We start from the raw sequence: 17,589 nt of genomic DNA, 5'->3' as shown, positions 1-17,589 counted from the left end.
AGCCCAGTGCGGCGATGCGCTGCGGTCATCTGCCCCCTCCCGCCAGCGATGCTAGACGATCGCTTCGGGAAGGGCCAGCCAACCGGCTAGAGCGGCAGCCCGACGTAGTTTTCCGCAATCGCGGTCTGCATCGCGGTCGAGCTGGCGACATAGTCCAGCTCGGCCTCCTGCATCCGGTGCTCGAACGCGCCGTCTTCCGGGAAGCGGTGCATCAGCTTGGTCAGATACCAGCTGAACCGCTCCGCCTTCCAGATCCGCGCGAGCGCGCGCGCCTGGTAGCCGTCCAGCCCCGCCGCATCCCCCTGCTTCACCGCGCCCACCAGCGCGTCGCAGAGATAGGCGACGTCGGACGCGGCCAGGTTCAGCCCCTTCGCCCCGGTCGGCGGCACGATATGCGCGCTGTCCCCGGCGAGGAACAGCCGGCCATGCCGCATCGTCTCGAACACATAGGACCGCAGCGGCGCGATCGACATTTCCAGCGCCGGGCCGCGCGTGACCTTATGCTCACTGATCGGATCGAACCGTGCGGCGAGCTCGTCCCACAAGCGATCCTCGCTCCAGTCCTCGACGCGGTCGGTCAGCGGCACCTGGATGTAATAGCGGCTGCGCGTCTTCGATCGCATGGAGGCGAGTGCAAAGCCGCGCTGTCCATTGGCGTAGATCAGCTCGTCATGGCACGGCGGCACATCCGCCAGAATCCCGAGCCAGCCGAACGGATAGACCCGCTCGAACTCCCGCACCGCGCTCGCCGGAATCGCCTTGCGCGACGGGCCGTGAAAGCCATCGCACCCGGCGATATAGGCGCAGTCGATCCGGTGCGTCTCGCCGTCCTTCGCATAGGCGACGAACGGTGTATCGCCCTCGATCTCGTGCAGCGCGACGTCGTCCGCGTCGTAGATCACCTCAAGTCCGCGCTCGGGAGCGGCATCCATGAGGTCGCGGGTCAGCTCGGTCTGGCCATAGACCATCACGTTGCGCCCGGTGAGTGCGGCGATATCGATGCGGATCAACCGGTCATCGGTGGCGAGGTTGAACCCAGCCTCGACCAGCCCCTCCCGCTTCATCCGCGCATCGAGGCCGAGCCGGGCCATCAGATCCGTGGTCACCGTCTCCAGCACCCCCGCCCGGATCCGGCCGAGCACATAGTCGGGCGACGCCCGCTCGACGACGACGCAGTCCACCCCCGCCTGGCGCAAGAGGTGGCCGAGCAGCAGGCCGGACGGCCCTGCCCCGATGATCGCAACCTGGGTCTTCATAACTCGGTTCCCCAACCCCGCTCAGGCTGAGCTTGTCGAAGCCCCGTTCTTCTTTCGGCATCGCGACCAGAAGAACCGCCCTTCGACAAGCTCAGGGCGAACGGATGATTTAATTGACGTTCAGCCTGCCGCCTTGAGCTGCTGCTCCAGCTGGTGCAGCACGCGGTAGCAGGGCAGCACCTGCGCGACACTGGCATTGGGCTCACGGCCCTCGCGGATCGCGGCGATGAATTCGCGGTCCTGCAGCTCGATGCCGTTGTTCGACACCGCGACGCCGGACAGGTCGACCGGCTCCTCGCGCCCGGTCACCAGATCGTCGTAGCGCGCGATCCAGGTGCCGTTGTCGCAGATGTAGCGGAAGAAGGTGCCGAGCGGCCCGTCATTGTTGAACGACAGGCTCAGCGTACAGATCGCACCGCTTTCCGCCTTGAGCTGGATCGACATGTCCATCGCGATGCCGAGTTCGGGATGGTGCGGCCCCTCGATCGCGTTGGCGGCGACAATCGGCCCGGCCTGATAGGCGAACAGGTCCACCGTGTGTGCGGCATGATGCCACAGCAAATGATCGGTCCAGCTGCGCGCCTCGCCCTTCGCGTTCATGTTCTGGCGGCGGAAGAAATAGGTCTGCACGTCCATCTGCTGGACGTTCAGCTCACCCGCCGCGATCTTGCGGTGCAGAAACTGGTGGCTCGGATTGAAGCGCCGCGTATGCCCGACCATCGCGGTCAGCCCGGTTTCCTGCGCCTTGGCCAGCACTGCCTCACCATCGGCCAGGCTGTCGCACAGCGGGATTTCGACCTGCACATGCTTGCCCGCATCCATGCACTGGATCGCCTGCGCCGCGTGCATCTGGGTCGGGGTGCACAGGATCACCGCGTCGAGACCCGGCTGCTCCAGCGCCTCGGCGAGGTCGGTGGTGGCGTGCGCAATGCCGTATTTGTCAGCGACCGCCTGGGTCGGTTCGATCCGGCGACCCACGACCGAGATCACCTCGACCCCGTCGATCTTCTGAAGCCCGTCGAGATGCTTTTCGCCGAAAGCCCCGGCGCCTGCGAGTGCGATTTTCATGCTATTCTCCTTCTTAAGCCCCTCCCCTGAAGGGGAGGGGCTAGAAACAGTTCACTCCGCCGCCTGCGCGAACCCACTCCCAGCCATATCCAGCCCCTCGCCATTATCGGGCCTCAGGACGAGGTGACCGATCGCGGTGTTCGAACAGGGAATGTGATAATGACGGTGCAGCGCAGCGGTGCGCTTGCCCAGCGCGCCGCGCATGATCAGCCACATGACCATCTCGATCCCCTCGGACCCGGTTTCGCGCAGATATTCGATGTGCGGGATGCGGCGCAGGTGATCGCTTTCGCCGATCAGCCCGTCGAGGAACATATTGTCCCACGCGCGATTGATCAGGCCCGCGCGCGGCCCCTGCAGCTGGTGGCTCATGCCGCCGGTGCCCCACACCTGCACGTTCAGGTCCTCGGGGAAGCTCGCCACCGCCCGCGCAATCGCCTCGCCCAATGCCCAGCAGCGATTGCCCGAGGGCGGCGGATAGGTGACGACGTTGACTGCGAGCGGAATGACCTTGCACGGCCAGGCATCGGGGGTGCCGAACATCATGCTCAGCGGCACGGTCAGGCCATGATCGACCTCCATCTCGTTGATGACGGTCATGTCGAATTCGTCGAGGATCAGGCTCTGCGCGATGTGCCAGGCCAGGTCGGGATGCCCCTCCACGTCCGGAACCTTGCGCGGCCCCCAGCCTTCGTCGGCCGGTTTGTAGCGCTCGCCGCACCCGATCGCGAAGGTCGGGATGATCTTCATGTCGAACGCCGACGCGTGATCATTGTAGACCAGAATCACGACGTCCGGCTTTTCGGCCTTCTCCCATTCGCGCGTCCAGTCATAGCCGGCGAAGATCGGCCCGAAATAATCGTCGCGATCCTTGCCCTGATCGACGGCAACGCCGAGCAGCGGCACATGGCTCGATGCAACGCCTGCGGTAATCCGTGCCATGCTCAACGTCCTTCTTTGATCGAGCGGACGCCCTCGGGCGAACGCCCGCCGCGCATCATCATCTCGCGATATTCGGGAAAGCTCATGTCGGTCATCGTGCTGACCGCTTCCGCAAAGGGGATGCCGTCGGTCGAGAACAGCTTGGCCAGGAAATAGACATTACCGCCCAGATCGAGGCACGTGTTGTAATCGCGGGCGAGCAGCGCCTGCTTCATCTCTTCGGAGAGCGGCCACTCGTCGAGATAGGCGCGCTCGTTCGCCTTGAAGCGTTCGCGGTTCTCCGCCTTCATCAGGCTCATCGCGAACTGGTTCATATGATAACCCGCGCGCGCACGCTTCGCCGTGAACACGCGGGTGCCGGGGATGTCGTCGAATTCGGCGAGATAGGCGTGGATGTCGGTGTGGTTGCTCACAGGCCGCGCTCCTTCAATTTGGCGTCGAGGCGGGGGAAGACACGGCGGGCATTGCCGGAGAAGATCGCGGCACGCTCCGCATCGCTGATGTCGAGCGCATCGATGTAGCGCTTGGTATCGTCGAAATAATGCCCGGTGGTCGGATCGATCCCGCGCACCGCGCCGACCATTTCCGACCCGAACAGGATGTTCTTGTTCTCGATCACATCCGCCAGCAGGTCGATACCCGGCTGGTGATAGACGCAGGTGTCGAAGAAGATGTTGTTCATCAAATGCGTGTCGAGCGCCGGCTTCTTCAGCATGTCGGCCAGGCCGCGATAGCGCCCCCAATGGTACGGTACCGCGCCGCCGCCATGCGGGATGATGAAGCGCAAAGTCGGGAAATCGGCGAACAGATCGCCCTCCAGCAACTGCATGAAGGCGATCGTGTCGGCGGCGATATAATAGCCGCCGGTCGCGTGCATCGCCGGGTTGCAGCTGCCCGACACGTGGATCATCGCCGGGACGTCCAGCTCGACCATCTTCTCGTAGAACGGATACCAATAGCGGTCGGTCAGCGGCGGATGGGTGAAATGCCCGCCGCCCGGATCGGGGTTGAGGTTGCACCCGATGAAGCCAAGCTCGGTCACGCAGCGCTCCAGCTCGGCGATGCTCGCGCGCATGTCGGCCTTGGGCGACTGGGGCAGCATGCACACGCCGACGAACGTCTCGGGGAACAGCCCGACGACGCGCGCGATCAGGTCGTTGCAGCGCCGTGCCCATTCGATCGCGACCGCCTCATCCCCGACATGCGGCGCCATCGCCGATGCGCGGGGGGAAAAGATCGTCAGGTCCGCGCCGCGTTCCTTGATCAGGCGCAGCTGGTTCGCCTCGATCGTCTCGCGGATCTCGTCGTCGCTGATTTCGGGATAGGGCGGGCACGGCGTCCCCGCCTTGAACGCCGCTTTCTGTTCCTCGCGCCAGGCGTCATGCGCCTTGGGCAGGACGGTGTAGTGGCCGTGGCAGTCAATGATCACGCTGGCAGGTCCTCTTCCCTCGTTTCGATCGCGGCGAGTTTCGCCGTCAATCCGCCGGGCGGCGTCATATTGAGCGCACCCATCTCACGCTGGCGCTGGATCGTGCCGCGCGTCATCGCCGGATCAACACCAAGATCAGTGAGCGTCTTGGCGACCTCCTCCATCTCGGCGGCACGGCGGGTGCCATGCGCGAGCATGCGGTCGAGATTATAGTCCGCGCGCGTGGCCCAGGACTGTTCCTTCCAGCTTGCGTCGAGCGAGGCGAGCACCGCGTCGCGCACCCCGGCGCGCTCTGCGGCCAGCACGCATTCGGCGGTCAGCGCCTCCAGCCCCTTGATCATCACCGACCGGATCATCTTGATCGCGGACGCATCGCCAACCTTCGGCCCAGCGATCGAAACCTTGGTAAAGCCATAAGCGCGCGATGCTTCCGCAGCGGCGTCAGCGTACGGCCCCGCGACGAGCAGCGGCACGCCCAGCCGCGCGGGCAGCACCGGCGCCATCACCGCGACATCGACATAGCGCCCGCCCGCAGCCTCGATCGCCTGCGCCGCCGCCCGCTTCGTACCGGGCGCAACGCTGTTCATATCGAGCCACAAGGCACCGGATTTCAGCAGCGGCGCGCAGCGCTGCGCGGCGGCGAGTGCTTGATCCGCAGTGACGAGGCACAGCACCAGATCGGCATGCGCCAGTGCGCCGGCGGGAGTGGCGGACCAGCGCACATTGGCCCGCTCGAAATCGGCGATCTTGCGTGGACGTGTTTCGCCATTCTCGGTGGCGATGTCGAACGACGCGACGCCGGGTTGGGCGAAGGCCTGGCCGGCTTCGCCAAATCCGAGCAGAGATGTCGCGTCGATCATGGGGCGTATGAAGCGATGTTCGGCGACATGTTCTAATCGGATTGCGTCGGGGGCTATCCGTTTTTGTGAAGTCTGGTTTCATCCGATGCGCGGTGGAGCAACGCGATCATGCGCGCCTGAGCGCGGGTGGGGCGCCAGCCGGCGCGGGTGCTGATGCCGATGGTGCGCACCGCGCCAGGGAGTTGCGGACCGATCCGCTCGAGCATCCCCGCTCCGACCTCGAGCGCCACCTGATCGGGCGAGAGCAGCGTCAGCAGGTCGCTCTGCACCAGCAGTCCGCGGATCACCATCACCGACCCGCATTCGATCGGAACTTGCGGGAGCGTGCGCCCGGCGAACAGCGCCTCCCAATGCGCGCGCAGCGGGGTGCCGACCGGACCGACCACCCAGGATTGCGCGGCGAGCGTGTCGAGATCGACCGCCCCCTGCGCCAGCGGATGCCCGCGCCGCCCGAAAATCGCGAGCCGATCGGTGAACAACGGCACCTGTTCGACCCCCGGCGGGCAGTCATCGCGGAGTGCGCCGACCATGATGTCGATGATGCCGTCGAGCAGCGGATCGACCAGTTCGCGCCACGATCCCTCGACCACATCGACCACGGTGCGCGGCGCTTCGCGCAGGAATTGCGCAAGGCTGTGGGGCAACAGCAGCGCGCGGCTGAGCGGCATCGCGCCGATCGCGATGCGGCCACCCTCGCCTTCGTCACCGCGCGCCTCGGCAATCCCGGCGGCAATCTCGCTCGCGGCAAGGCGCACCCCGCGCGCAAGCGTGCGGCCTGCGGGCGTCAGCGCCATCCCGCGCCCGCGCCGCTCGGCCAATGGCGTTGCACAGACCTGCTCAAGCTCGCGCACCGACCGATGCACCGCCGGCTGCGACATGCCGCTCGCCGCCGCCGCGCCGGCAAAGCCCTGCGCATCGGCAAAGTGCAGAAAGGCATCGAGCTGGGTCGCGGTCATCAGCAATTCTGGCCGGGCAAAGCCGCGCGTTCCGCCCCGCGCCGAGCGCCGGGTCGCGGCGGCAAGCTGGTCGAAGGCACGCTCCACCCGCTCGGCCAGCGCGGCCCCGGCGGGGCTTGGCGTCACCCCGTCCGAATGCCGGTCGAACAGGGTCACGCCGAGCTGCTTCTCCAGCTTGGCCAGCCCCTGCGTCAGCGCCGGCTGTGACAGCCCCGCCGCCTCCGCCGCGCGATTGAGGCTGCCCTGCGCGATCACCTGCCCAAGCGCGCGCAGATGGCGGAGATTGAGTTCGAACGGACGGATCATGCGGCCAACATATCCGAAAATCTTATTACATAAACGGAATTCATATTATGGCGTGTTGGAGATGGGCAGCCATGGAAGGCGAACAAGTCGCCGCCGCCCGCGAGATGTCCACGAAGAGGAACATATCGCGCAACAACGCTGCATCGGCCCGAAACCGGGTTCGACAATTGCGCACCGGAGAAGACAATGAGTGCACGCGTCGTCCAGAATATCGAGCGTACCCCGATGGACATCGTCGATGGCCTTGCCCAGGCCGGCGTCGCGACGGTGCACGAAGCGCAGGGGCGCATCGGGCTGCTCGCGCATTACATGCGTCCGATCTACTCCGGCGCGCGGATCGCGGGGAATGCCGTCACCATCTCTTCGCCGCCGGGCGACAACTGGATGGTACATGTCGCGATCGAGCAGTTGAAGGCGGGCGACATCCTTGTCCTCGCCCCCACCAGCCCGTGCGTCGATGGCTATTTCGGCGATCTGCTAGCGACCAGTGCGATGGCACGCGGATGCCGGGGACTGGTGATCGATGCAGGCGTGCGCGACGTGCGTGACCTGACGCAGATGGGCTTTCCGGTGTGGTCCAAGGCGGTGTTCGCGCAGGGAACGGTCAAGAATACGCTGGGGTCGGTCAATGTCCCGATCGTGTGCGCGGGCGCAGCGATCGAGCCGGGCGATGTGATCGTTGCCGATGACGATGGCGTGTGCGTGGTCAAGCACGGCGATGCTGCGGCGGTGCTGGAGGCGGCGCGCAAGCGGGAGGCGGCCGAGGAAGCCAAGCGGGTGCGGCTGGCAGCGGGTGAGCTCGGGCTCGACATTTATGACATGCGGCCGCGCTTGGCCGAGATGGGGTTGAAGTATGAGTAGCGCTACAATCCTCCCCGGCACGGGGAGGTGGCAGCGCGAAGCGCTGACGGAGGGGGCCCTGCGTCACTGGGTTCCTTTGCCTCGGGCCCCCTCCACCATGCTGCGCATGGTCCCCCTCCCCGTTCCGGGGAGGATTTAATGAGCGGCGTTCCTTGCATGTGGATGCGGGGCGGAACGTCGAAGGGCGGGTATTTCCTTGCCGATGATCTGCCCAGCGACACCGCCGCGCGCGATGCCTTTCTGCTGCGGGTGATGGGGTCTCCCGATCCGCGGCAGATCGATGGCATGGGTGGCGCCGATCCGCTGACGAGCAAGGTCGCGGTGGTGCGCAAGTCCGAGCGCGACGAGGTCGACGTCGATTATCTGTTCCTGCAGGTATTCGTCGATCAGGCGATCGTCACCGATGCGCAGAATTGCGGAAATATCCTGGCCGGGATCGGGCCGTTCGCGATCGAGCGCGGGCTGGTCGCGGCGCAGGATGGCGCGACGCGCGTCGCGATCTTCATGGAAAATACCGGGCAGGTCGCGGTAGCGACGGTGCAGACGCCGAGCGGTGGGGTGCGGTACGATGGCGATGCCAGCATCAGCGGCGTGCCGGGGACGGCGGCGCCGATCCCCCTTGCCTTTCGGGACACTGCGGGGTCGAGCTGCGGCGCGCTGCTGCCGACCGGCAATGGCGTCGACGAGATTGACGGCGTAGCCGTGACGCTGATCGACAATGGCATGCCATGCGTCGTGATCGCGGCCGCCGATGTCGGCATCACCGGGTATGAGGACCGCGACACGCTCGACGCCGATGCTGCGATGAAGGCGAAGGTCGAGGCGATCCGGTTGCAGGCCGGGCCGCTGATGAATCTGGGCGATGTGAGCGACAAGTCGGTGCCCAAGATGATGCTGGTCGCGGCGCCGCGCGATGGCGGCGCGATTGCCGTGCGGTCGCTGATCCCGCACCGGGTGCATGCGTCGATCGGCGTGCTGGGAGCGGTGAGCGTGGCGACGGCGTGTCTGATCGAGGGATCGCCGGCGGCCGCCCTGGCGGTGGTGCCGGAGGGGCGGTCGCTGACATTGGGGGTCGAGCATCCGACCGGGGTGACCGAATGCGTCGTGACGCTGGATGAGGCGGGCGCGCCGGTCGAGGCCGGGATGCTGCGGACCGCGCGGAAGTTGATGGACGGGGAAGTCTTCGCATGAGCACCACCGACGCCGATGGGCGTATCCGCAGCTGGACGCTGACGCCATCGAAGCCGCGCTACACCCCGCCGCCGGGGGCAGTCGATGCGCATTGCCATGTGTTCGGCCCGCAGGCGCAATTCCCGTTCAGCCCCAAAGCCAAATATCTGCCGCAGGATGCCGGGTCGGAGGCGCTGTTCGCGCTGCGCGCGCAGCTTGGCTTTGCGCGCAACGTCATCGTGCAGGCGAGCTGTCACGGGACCGACAATGCCGCGACGCTGAAAGGCATCGCGGTGTCGGGAGGGACGTGTCGCGGGGTCGCGGTGGTCGATCCGGCGATCAGCGATGCCGAGCTGGATGCCCTGCATGCCGGCGGCATTCGCGGGGTGCGGTTCAACTTCCTGAAGCGGCTGGTGGACGATGCGCCCAAGGACAAGTTCCTCGATGTGGCGCGGCGGATTGCGCGGCTGAACTGGCACGTCGTGGTCTATTTCGAGGCGGATATTCTCGAGGAAATGAAGCCGTTCCTTGCCGCGATCCCCGTGCCGATCGTGATCGACCATATGGGGCGACCCGATGTGCGGCAAGGACCGGACGGCGCTGACATGACCGCGTTCCGGGCATTGCTCGACAGTCGCGATGACATCTGGACCAAGGTCACCTGTCCCGACCGGCTCGATCCGGCGGGTCCGCCCTATGCCGATTTCGTGAAGGCGGTGCGGCCGCTGGTCGAGGCCTATCCCGATCGGGTGTTGTGGGGCACCGACTGGCCGCACCCGAACATGGAACGCGTGCTGCCCGATGACGGCGCGCTGGTCGATGTGATCCCGGCGATCGCGCCGACCGCGGCATTGCAGCACAAGCTGCTCGTTGCCAATCCGATGCGGCTCTACTGGCCCGAGGAAGCCTGACCATCGCGGGTGCCGAGCCGGGTCGGGGACGGTTGATCCTGCTGGGCGGGGTCATCGCGCTTGGGTCGCTGGCGATCCAGATCATCGTCCCTGCCCTGCCGCAATTGGCCGACGGGATTGGCGCGACGCCGGCGGGCGGACAGCTGGTCATCTCGCTGTACCTGATCGGACTGGCGCTGGGGCAGCTGGGCTGGGCGCCGGTTGCCGACCGTCATGGGCGCAGGCCGGTGCTGATTGGCGGAATGACGCTTTTCCTGATCGGCACGCTGATCTGTGCGCTGGCCGGTGATCTGGCGACGATGCTGGTCGGCCGCGCCATCCAGGCAATCGGCGCGTCATCGTCACTGATCGCGGGACGCGCAATGGCGACCGACACCGCGCCTGTGGGCAAGGCGGCAGCGCCGCTGGCGATCCTGACCAGCGTGACGCTGACCTCCCCTGCCCTTGCACCCGCGCTGGGCGGTGCGGTGACCAGCATCGGCGGGTGGCGCGCGCTGTTCTGGATTCTGGCCGGGCTGACGCTGATCGCGGCGGCGCTGGCGGTGCGAATGCTGCCCGAGACGCGGCCGGGCGACCGTGCCCCGGTGCACCTGCGCCGCATCGCAACGACCTATTGGCAGGTGCTGCGCCAGCGTGGCTATTTGCCGCTCGCGCTGTCCAATGCGCTGATCAGCGGCGGCTTCTTCACCTTTCTGGCGGCGTCGCCATTCGTGCTCGACGCGGCAGGCGCTACCCCGGCACAGGCTGGGCTGTTCTATTCGGCCGTGGCGAGCGCGATCATCGGGGGGACGTTGTGCGTGCCGGTGGTGCTGCGCCGCTGGCCGCACGCGCTGAAACCCGCGGGATCGGTCGCACTGGGTGGTGGCGCGGTGGCGATCCTGATTGTCGCCGCGAGCGGTGCGGGACTGGTCGGGCTGTTCGTCGCGATGAGCCTGATCGCGTTCGGCGCTGGACTGACCGGGCCGGCGCTGCTGGCCGAAGCGATCGAGCAGCAGCGCGAACGGGCGAGCGCGGCAACCGGATTGTTCGGGACGATGCAGATGGGCGGGGCGGCGCTGATCTCGACGCTCGCGGTGCGGCTGGCGCCATCGCCTGCGGTCGAGTTGGGGTTGATCGGGGTGCTGGTGGTGGTGGCGCTGGGGTTGCGGGGCTTGAGCAATCAGGCGGTCAGTAAACCGTAGCCGTTACCCCCGCATAGGCGGGGGCCCGTCTCCCGGACTATCCACAAACAGCACCGGTTCGGTTGCTGATCTTGCAGGAGATGGGCCCCCGCTTTCGCGGGGGTGACGGTTGTGGGCTTACCCCCAGACGTCCTTCGCCACGTCGATCACCAGGCGCATCTTTGCCGCCTGCTGCTCGACCTCGATGTCGTTGCCATGGACGGTGGAGGAGAAGCCGCATTGCGGCGACAGCGCGAGCTGGTCGAGCGGGGCGAATTGCGCGGCTTCGTCGATGCGGCGCTTGACGTCGTCTTTGGATTCCAGCTCGCCGAGCTTGGTCGTGACGAGGCCGAGCACGACGGTCTTGCCCTTGGGCAGATGGCGAAGTGGCGCGAAATCGCCCGAGCGGGGATCGTCATATTCGAGGAAATAACCGTCGATCTTCAACTCGTTGAACAGCACTTCGGCGACGGGTTCGTAACCGCCCTCGGCCGCCCAGCTCGAGCGGAAATTGCCGCGGCACAGATGGACGCAGACGACCATGTCGTCGGGCTTGTCGCGGATCGAGTCGTTGATGATCTGCGCATAGAGGCGCGGCAACGCGTCGGGGTCCATGCCGCGCAGCCTCGCATTCTCGCGCTGCGTTTCGTCGCACAGGTAAGCGAGGTTGGTGTCGTCGAGCTGGAGGTAGCGGCAGCCGGCATCGGCGAGGCTGGCGATCTCGGCGCGATAGGCGGCGGCGAGGTCGGCGTAGAAATCCTCGAGATCGGGATAGGCGGCGCTGTCGATCGCTTCACGGCCGCCGCGGAAGTGCAGCATCGTCGGCGACGGGATCGTCACCTTGGGCGTGCGCGACGTGCAGCTGGCGAGGAATTCGTAATCGGCGCGCTGGATGTCGCGGGCATGGCCGATCTTGCCGGTGATCTTCATGACCGGCGGGGCATATTCCAGCTCCTTGCCGCCATGCTGGTGGAACTTGACCTGGGTGCCGCCGGCCTCTTCCACGCCGTCGAGCTGGAGCAGGAAATCGGTGTGGAAATAGGTGCGGCGGAATTCGCCGTCGGTGATCCCCTGAAGCCCCAGATCCTCCTGGAACTTCACCACGCCGCGAATCGCCTCATCCTCGACCGCGCGCAGGGCGGCGGCGTCGATGTCGCCGGCCTTGAACGCGGCGCGCGCGTCGATCAGCGCCTTGGGACGGAGGAAGCTGCCGACATGATCGGCGCGGAACGGGGGTGTAGGCATCCTGATTCTCCTTGCGATATTTGTACGTGTTACATACAAAATGCTACAACGATCGATAGGACAGGAAGAGGAGCGAGGCAATGACCTGGATCACCAACCGCTGGTATGTCGCCGCATGGGATTCGGAGGTGGACCGCACGCCGATCGCGCGCACCATCTGTGGCGAACCGGTCATGCTGTACCGCAAGCTCGATCGCAGCGTGGTGGCGATGCGCGATGCGTGCCCGCACCGGCTGCTCCCGCTGTCGATGGGGTTCAAGGAGGGCGATTCGATCCGGTGCCGCTATCACGGGCTGCTGATCGAACCCGATGGCTGTGCCAACGAGATGCCGATCAAGTCGGAGCCGGTGCCCAAGGCGGTGTGCGCCACCTTGTACCCGGTGGTCGAGAAGCATCGCTTCGTATGGGTGTGGATCGGCGAGGCGGCGAAGGCGGATCCGGCGACGATCCCCGATTTCTGGCCGTGCAGCGCGCCGGGATGGACGTTCGATGGCGGGTATAACCATATCAGCTGCGATTACCGGCTGGTGATCGACAACCTCATGGACCTCTCCCACGAGACCTGGGTGCATCAGGGGTCGATCGGGCAGCATGAAATTACCGAGGCGCCGATCGAAACGATCGTGAAGGGCGAAGAGGTGTTCGTGCGCCGCTGGATGCCGGGGATCGAGCCGCCGCCCTTCTGGCGCGATGCGCTGCGTTCGGCCGGGCCGGTCGATCGCTGGCAGATCTGCCACTTCCTGCCGCCGTCATCGGTGCTGATCGATGTCGGCGTGTCGCCCGCCGATGCCGGGGACACGATCGACAGTCACGATTCGGGGGTGCGCGGCGTCGTGGTGGATGCCATGACACCCGAGACCGAAACGACGACTCACTATTTCTGGGGCATGGCGCGCAACTTCGACATCGACGATGCCGGCTTTACCGCACGGTTCAAGGCGCAGCAGGGCCAGGTGTTCGACGAGGATGTCGAAGTGCTGGAGGCGCAGCAGCGCAGCATCGCGGCGAATCCCGACATGAAGCTGCGCGGCTATTCGATCGATCAGGGCAGCGTGCGCGCGCGGGCGATCATCCGCAAGTTGATGGAGGCGGAACAGGCGTGACGATCGGGCGCGGCGATCTCGACCGCAACCTTGGCCTGCGGCTGCGGCGCGCGCACGGCGCGGTGCAGCGGCATTTCGTCGAGCATTTCGCCGATCTGGGGCTGACGCAGAAACAGGTATCGGTGCTGTGGCTGACCGGGGATCACCCCGATCTGGCGCAGGCCGACCTTGCCCAGGCGCTCGACATGGACCGCGCGACGACGATGGCGCTGGTGCACGGGCTGGAAAAGCGCGCCCTCGTGTCACGCAGCCCGTCGCGCACCGATGGCCGGCGGATCGCATTCCGGCTGACCGAGACGGGCGAGGCGTTGCTGGCGCAGGCCAAGGTCGCGATCGCCGCGCATGAAACATGGCTGAAGGCACGTTTCAGCAAGGCCGAACTGGGAACGCTTGAGGAATTGCTCGCACGCATCTATCGATAGGTTGTTTTCAGATATAACAATGGCCGGACACGGCCGCTGGAGGGGAAATGGCTACCGATCCACGGGCGCTAATCGATCAGGCACCGATGTCCCGCTTCCAATGGGGCGTGGTCGCAACGATGGTCGGGCTCAACGCGCTCGACGGGTTCGACGTGCTGTCGATCAGCTTTGCTTCCCCGGGAATTGCCTCCGATTGGGGCATCGACCGCGCGCAGCTCGGCATTGTCCTGTCGATGGAGCTGGTCGGGATGGCGATCGGGTCGCTGTTCCTGGGCGGGATTGCCGACCGGATCGGGCGGCGCGCAACGATCCTGTCGTGCCTGGCCATCATGACCGTCGGGATGCTGGGGGCAGCGACCGCGCACGATGTCTACACGCTGATGATCTGGCGCGTGCTGACCGGGCTTGGCATCGGCGGGATGCTGGCAGCGACCAATGCAGCGGTGGCCGAGGCGGCGAATGCCAAGCACCGCTCGCTGGCAGTGGTGCTGATGGCGGCGGGCTATCCGGTCGGCACGATCATCGGCGGGTCGATCTCGGCCGTGTTGCTGTCGCTGTATGACTGGCGCGCGGTGTTCGTGTTCGGTGCGGTGTGTTCGATCCTGTTCGTGCCGCTGGTGCTGTGGCGCGCGCCGGAATCGGTCGCATTCCTGATGCACAAGCGCGCGCCCAATGCGCTGGAGCGGATCAACGCCAACCTCGCCCGCATGGGCCATCCGCCGATCGACGCATTGCCCGAGCCCGAGGCGGCAGCGACGCGCAAGGCACCGCTGGTGGACCTGTTCTCGCCCGGCCTGATCCGCCCGACGATCCTGCTGACGCTCGCCTATCTGGCGCATATCATGACCTTCTACTTCATCCTGAAGTGGATCCCGAAGATCGTGGTCGACATGGGCTTCCCGCCGCCCGAGGCGGCGGGCGTGCTGGTCTGGGCGAGCATTGGCGGCGCCACCGGATCGCTGATCCTGGGCCTGCTGACCGGCAAGATCCGGCTGCTCGCGCTGACCATCGTCGCGATGCTGTTGTCGACCGCGTTGATCATCCTGTTCGGACAGGGGCAGAGCGACCTGGCGGGGCTGTCGCTGGTCGCGGCAGCGGCGGGCTTTGCCACCAATGCCGGCGTGGTCGGCCTCTATGCGCTGGTCGCCCAATCCTTCCCCACCGGGGTTCGCGCCAGCGCCACCGGCTTCGTCATCGGAGTCGGACGCGGCGGATCGGCGCTGGCCCCGGCGCTTGCCGGCTTCCTGTTCGCGGCTGGTTACGGGCTGCCGATCGTGGCGGTTCTGATGAGCCTCGGTTCGATCGTGGCGGCGGTTGCGCTGCTGGCGCTGCGCGGATGGAAGGCGCCGGTCTAGCGGGCCGGGTCACCGCGCACCGGCGCGGCTCGACAGCAGGTGACCGCACCGTGCGAGCAGACCGCTCGCCGTGTCGGATGACGCTTGCGCGACCGACGCTTAGGTTATAAAGCATAACAATATAAAGGAGAGGTTCATGGCCACCATCGCACCGCCGGCTCCCGGCGTCACCTTTACCCGTCTGAACCCGGTTACCGGCGCCGTCGCGACCGAGGCGAAGGCATTCAGCGTCGCCGACGCCGATGCGGCGGTCGAAGCCGCCGCCGCCGCCTTTCCCGGCTGGTCGGCGCTTGGCCCCAATGCCCGCCGCGCGGCGCTGAACAAGGCCGCCGATGCGCTGGCAGCGAAGGCCGATCAGTTCGTCGACGCGATGATGGGCGAAATCGGCGCGACTGAAGGCTGGGCGCGTTTCAACCTGATGCTGGCGGTCGGCATGGTGCGTGAGGCAGCGGCGCTGACCACCCAGATCGGCGGCGAAGTGATCCCGTCCGACAAGCCCGGCTGCATCGCGATGGCGCTGCGTGAGCCGGTCGGGGTGATGCTGGGCATCGCGCCGTGGAACGCACCGATCATTCTGGGCGTGCGCGCGGTCGCGGTGCCGCTGGCATGCGGCAATACCGTGGTGCTCAAGGCGAGCGAACAATGCCCGCGCACCCACAGCCTGATCGCCGAAGCGTTTGACGAGGCGCTGCCAAAGGGTGCGGTCAGCATCGTCACCAACGCCCCGGCCGATGCGCCGGAGATCGTCGGTGCGCTGATCGACAACCCGCATGTGCGCCGCATCAACTTTACCGGATCGACCGCGGTCGGCCGGATCATCGCCAAGCGCGCGGCCGAGCATCTGAAGCCCGTCCTGCTCGAGCTGGGCGGCAAGGCGCCGCTGATCGTGCTGGAGGACGCCGACCTTGACGAGGCGGTCAAGGCGGCGGCGTTCGGCGCGTTCATGAATCAGGGCCAGATTTGCATGTCGACCGAGCGGATCATCGTCGTCGACAGCATCGCCGACGCGTTCGTGCGCAAATTTGCGGCGAAGGTCGGCGCGATGGCAGTCGGTGACCCGCGCGAGGGCAAGACCCCGCTGGGCGCGGTAGTCGACCAGAAGACCGTCGATCACTGCAAGGCGCTGATCGCCGACGCGGTGTCGCACGGCGCGGTGCAGGTGAATGGCGGCGACGCCAACGGCGTGCTGATGCCCGCGCATGTCATCGATCATGTGACGCCCGACATGAAGCTGTTCCGCGACGAGAGCTTTGGCCCGGTCGTCGGCGTGATCCGCGCGCGCGACGAGGCTCATGCGATCGAGCTGGCCAACGACACCGAATATGGCCTGTCGGCTTCGGTGTTCACCCGCGACACCGCGCGCGGCCTGAACGTCGCGAAGCAGATCAAGTCGGGCATCTGCCACGTCAACGGCCCGACCGTGCATGACGAGGCGCAGATGCCGTTCGGCGGGGTCAAGGCGTCGGGTTACGGCCGCTTTGGCGGCAAGGCGGGCATCGACAGTTTCACCGAACTGCGCTGGATCACGATCGAGACCCAGCCGGGCCATTATCCGATCTGAACAAACTCCCCTCCCTGCAAGGGAGGGGTCGGGGGTGGGTGCGAGCGTCAGCGAGCCTGCTCCGGCCGAACCAAGCGCCACTCTGCGGTGGCGCACCCACCCCCAGCCCCTCCCTTGCAGGGAGGGGAGTGAAGGAAGAAGCATGACCGAATTGAGTGCCAACGGCGTCGTCGCCTATGATGTCGAAAACGGGATTGCCTGGGTGCGGTTCAACCGTCCCGACAAGCGCAACGCGATGAGCCCGACGCTGAACCGCGACATGATGGAGGTGCTCGACACGCTCGAGTTCCGCGACGATGTCGGCGTGCTGGTGCTGTCGGGCGAAGGCCCGGCGTGGACTGCGGGGATGGACCTCAAGGAATATTTCCGCGAGACCGAAGCGCAGGGGCTGCAGGGCACGCGCAAGGCGCAGCGCGAAAGCTATGGCTGGTGGCGGCGCCTGCGCTGGTACCAGAAGCCGACGATCGCGATGGTCAATGGCTGGTGCTTTGGCGGCGGCTATGGCCCGTTGTTCGCATGCGACCTCGCCTTTGCCGCTGAAGAAGCCAAGTTCGGCCTGTCCGAGATCAACTGGGGCATCCTGCCCGGCGGCGGTGCGACCAAGGTCGCGACCGAGCTGCTGCCGTTCCGCAAGGCGATGTACCATGCGATGATGGGCGAGAATATCGACGGCAAGACCGCGGCCGAATGGGGCCTGGTCAACGAAGCGCTGCCGCTGGAGTCGCTCAAGGATCGCGTGACCGAGGTGGCGACGGTGCTGCTGGGCAAGAACCCAGTCGCGCTCAAGGCGACCAAGGATGCGGTGCGCCGCGTCGGGGTGATGACCTATGACGAGGCCGAGGATTATCTGATCCGCGCGCAGGAAGCGGCGAACAGCTACGACAATGAAGGTCGCAAGGAAGGCATTCGCCAGTTCATCGACGAAAAGAGCTACAAGCCGGGCCTGGGCGCGTATGACAAAGACCGCGTGAAGGCTTGAACAAG

Annotated in this window: 17 protein-coding genes; 9 read left to right on the top strand and 8 right to left on the bottom strand. The window is 66.3% G+C overall.

What is annotated here, in order from left to right; genetic code table 11:
• Positions 1-86: 86 nt before the first annotated feature.
• The 7 genes from pobA to J2Y54_RS00260 all read right to left on the bottom strand — a co-directional run bounded on the left by pobA (position 87) and on the right by J2Y54_RS00260 (position 6,817).
• A complete protein-coding gene (gene pobA / locus J2Y54_RS00290) occupies positions 87-1,256 on the bottom strand; it encodes a 4-hydroxybenzoate 3-monooxygenase (RefSeq protein ID WP_310035993.1) in 1,170 nt (389 codons plus the stop codon).
• 120 nt (positions 1,257-1,376) lie between these two features.
• Positions 1,377-2,324 (bottom strand): Gfo/Idh/MocA family oxidoreductase, encoded by a 948-nt coding sequence (locus J2Y54_RS00285; RefSeq protein ID WP_310035991.1) that lies wholly within the window; start codon positions 2,322-2,324, stop codon positions 1,377-1,379.
• Between the two features lie 51 nt (positions 2,325-2,375).
• Positions 2,376-3,266, bottom strand: coding sequence for a class III extradiol dioxygenase subunit beta (locus J2Y54_RS00280; protein WP_310035990.1), 891 nt, complete (start codon positions 3,264-3,266; stop codon positions 2,376-2,378).
• Between the two features lie 2 nt (positions 3,267-3,268).
• Positions 3,269-3,679: a protocatechuate 4,5-dioxygenase subunit alpha gene (ligA, locus tag J2Y54_RS00275; RefSeq protein ID WP_310035987.1), complete on the bottom strand. Its 411-nt coding sequence runs from the start codon at positions 3,677-3,679 to the stop codon at positions 3,269-3,271.
• On the bottom strand, positions 3,676-4,695 hold the full coding sequence (locus J2Y54_RS00270) for an amidohydrolase family protein (RefSeq protein WP_310035986.1): 1,020 nt from the start codon (positions 4,693-4,695) through the stop codon (positions 3,676-3,678). The genes ligA and J2Y54_RS00270 overlap by 4 nt, the downstream gene beginning before the upstream one ends.
• Complete coding sequence (locus tag J2Y54_RS00265; protein ID WP_310035984.1) at positions 4,692-5,555, bottom strand: DUF1932 domain-containing protein; 864 nt, start codon at positions 5,553-5,555, stop codon at positions 4,692-4,694. The genes J2Y54_RS00270 and J2Y54_RS00265 overlap by 4 nt, the downstream gene beginning before the upstream one ends.
• A 53-nt stretch (positions 5,556-5,608) precedes the next feature.
• Entirely contained in the window at positions 5,609-6,817 is a 1,209-nt protein-coding gene (locus tag J2Y54_RS00260) for a LysR family transcriptional regulator (protein WP_310035982.1), read from the bottom strand.
• A gap of 186 nt (positions 6,818-7,003) precedes the next feature.
• On the opposite strand from J2Y54_RS00260, the gene ligK reads away from it, so the two are divergent.
• The 4 genes from ligK (at position 7,004) to J2Y54_RS00240 (ending at position 10,940) form a co-directional block, all read left to right on the top strand.
• The gene (gene ligK, locus J2Y54_RS00255) at positions 7,004-7,678 is read left to right on the top strand and encodes a 4-carboxy-4-hydroxy-2-oxoadipate aldolase/oxaloacetate decarboxylase (RefSeq protein ID WP_310035980.1); all 675 of its coding nucleotides are present in this window, start codon (positions 7,004-7,006) and stop codon (positions 7,676-7,678) included.
• A 138-nt stretch (positions 7,679-7,816) separates the two neighbouring features.
• Entirely contained in the window at positions 7,817-8,869 is a 1,053-nt protein-coding gene (locus J2Y54_RS00250; protein WP_310035979.1) for a 4-oxalomesaconate tautomerase, read from the top strand.
• The gene (locus tag J2Y54_RS00245) at positions 8,866-9,759 is read left to right on the top strand and encodes an amidohydrolase family protein (protein ID WP_310035977.1); all 894 of its coding nucleotides are present in this window, start codon (positions 8,866-8,868) and stop codon (positions 9,757-9,759) included. The genes J2Y54_RS00250 and J2Y54_RS00245 overlap by 4 nt, the downstream gene beginning before the upstream one ends.
• Positions 9,760-9,791: 32 nt before the next feature.
• Positions 9,792-10,940, top strand: coding sequence for a multidrug effflux MFS transporter (locus tag J2Y54_RS00240; RefSeq protein ID WP_310035976.1), 1,149 nt, complete (start codon positions 9,792-9,794; stop codon positions 10,938-10,940).
• A gap of 117 nt (positions 10,941-11,057) precedes the next feature.
• Here J2Y54_RS00240 and J2Y54_RS00235 read toward each other — a convergent pair whose 3' ends face one another.
• Positions 11,058-12,164: a 5-methyltetrahydropteroyltriglutamate--homocysteine S-methyltransferase gene (locus J2Y54_RS00235; RefSeq protein ID WP_310035974.1), complete on the bottom strand. Its 1,107-nt coding sequence runs from the start codon at positions 12,162-12,164 to the stop codon at positions 11,058-11,060.
• An 80-nt stretch (positions 12,165-12,244) separates the two neighbouring features.
• Here J2Y54_RS00235 and J2Y54_RS00230 point away from each other — a divergent pair, with 80 nt between their 5' ends.
• From J2Y54_RS00230 to J2Y54_RS00210, 5 genes are all read left to right on the top strand, one after another.
• Entirely contained in the window at positions 12,245-13,267 is a 1,023-nt protein-coding gene (locus tag J2Y54_RS00230) for an aromatic ring-hydroxylating dioxygenase subunit alpha (protein WP_310035973.1), read from the top strand.
• Positions 13,264-13,689, top strand: a complete 426-nt coding sequence (locus J2Y54_RS00225) for a MarR family transcriptional regulator (RefSeq protein ID WP_310035971.1) — start codon at positions 13,264-13,266, stop codon at positions 13,687-13,689. Before J2Y54_RS00230 ends, J2Y54_RS00225 begins: the two co-directional genes overlap by 4 nt.
• Before the next feature lie 47 nt (positions 13,690-13,736).
• The gene (locus J2Y54_RS00220; protein WP_310035970.1) at positions 13,737-15,044 is read left to right on the top strand and encodes an MFS transporter; all 1,308 of its coding nucleotides are present in this window, start codon (positions 13,737-13,739) and stop codon (positions 15,042-15,044) included.
• Between the two features lie 136 nt (positions 15,045-15,180).
• Positions 15,181-16,605 (top strand): aldehyde dehydrogenase, encoded by a 1,425-nt coding sequence (locus J2Y54_RS00215; protein WP_310035968.1) that lies wholly within the window; start codon positions 15,181-15,183, stop codon positions 16,603-16,605.
• Between the two features lie 142 nt (positions 16,606-16,747).
• Positions 16,748-17,584 carry a p-hydroxycinnamoyl CoA hydratase/lyase gene (locus J2Y54_RS00210; RefSeq protein ID WP_310035967.1) on the top strand — a complete coding sequence of 279 codons (837 nt, stop codon included), beginning with the start codon at positions 16,748-16,750 and terminating at the stop codon, positions 17,582-17,584.
• Positions 17,585-17,589 lie beyond the last annotated feature (5 nt).

Source organism: Sphingomonas sp. BE123, from assembly GCF_031456015.1.
Taxonomy (GTDB): domain Bacteria; phylum Pseudomonadota; class Alphaproteobacteria; order Sphingomonadales; family Sphingomonadaceae; genus Sphingomonas.
Note: the sequence above shows the minus strand (reverse complement) of the source record. Positions and strands in the feature narration are given on the sequence as shown.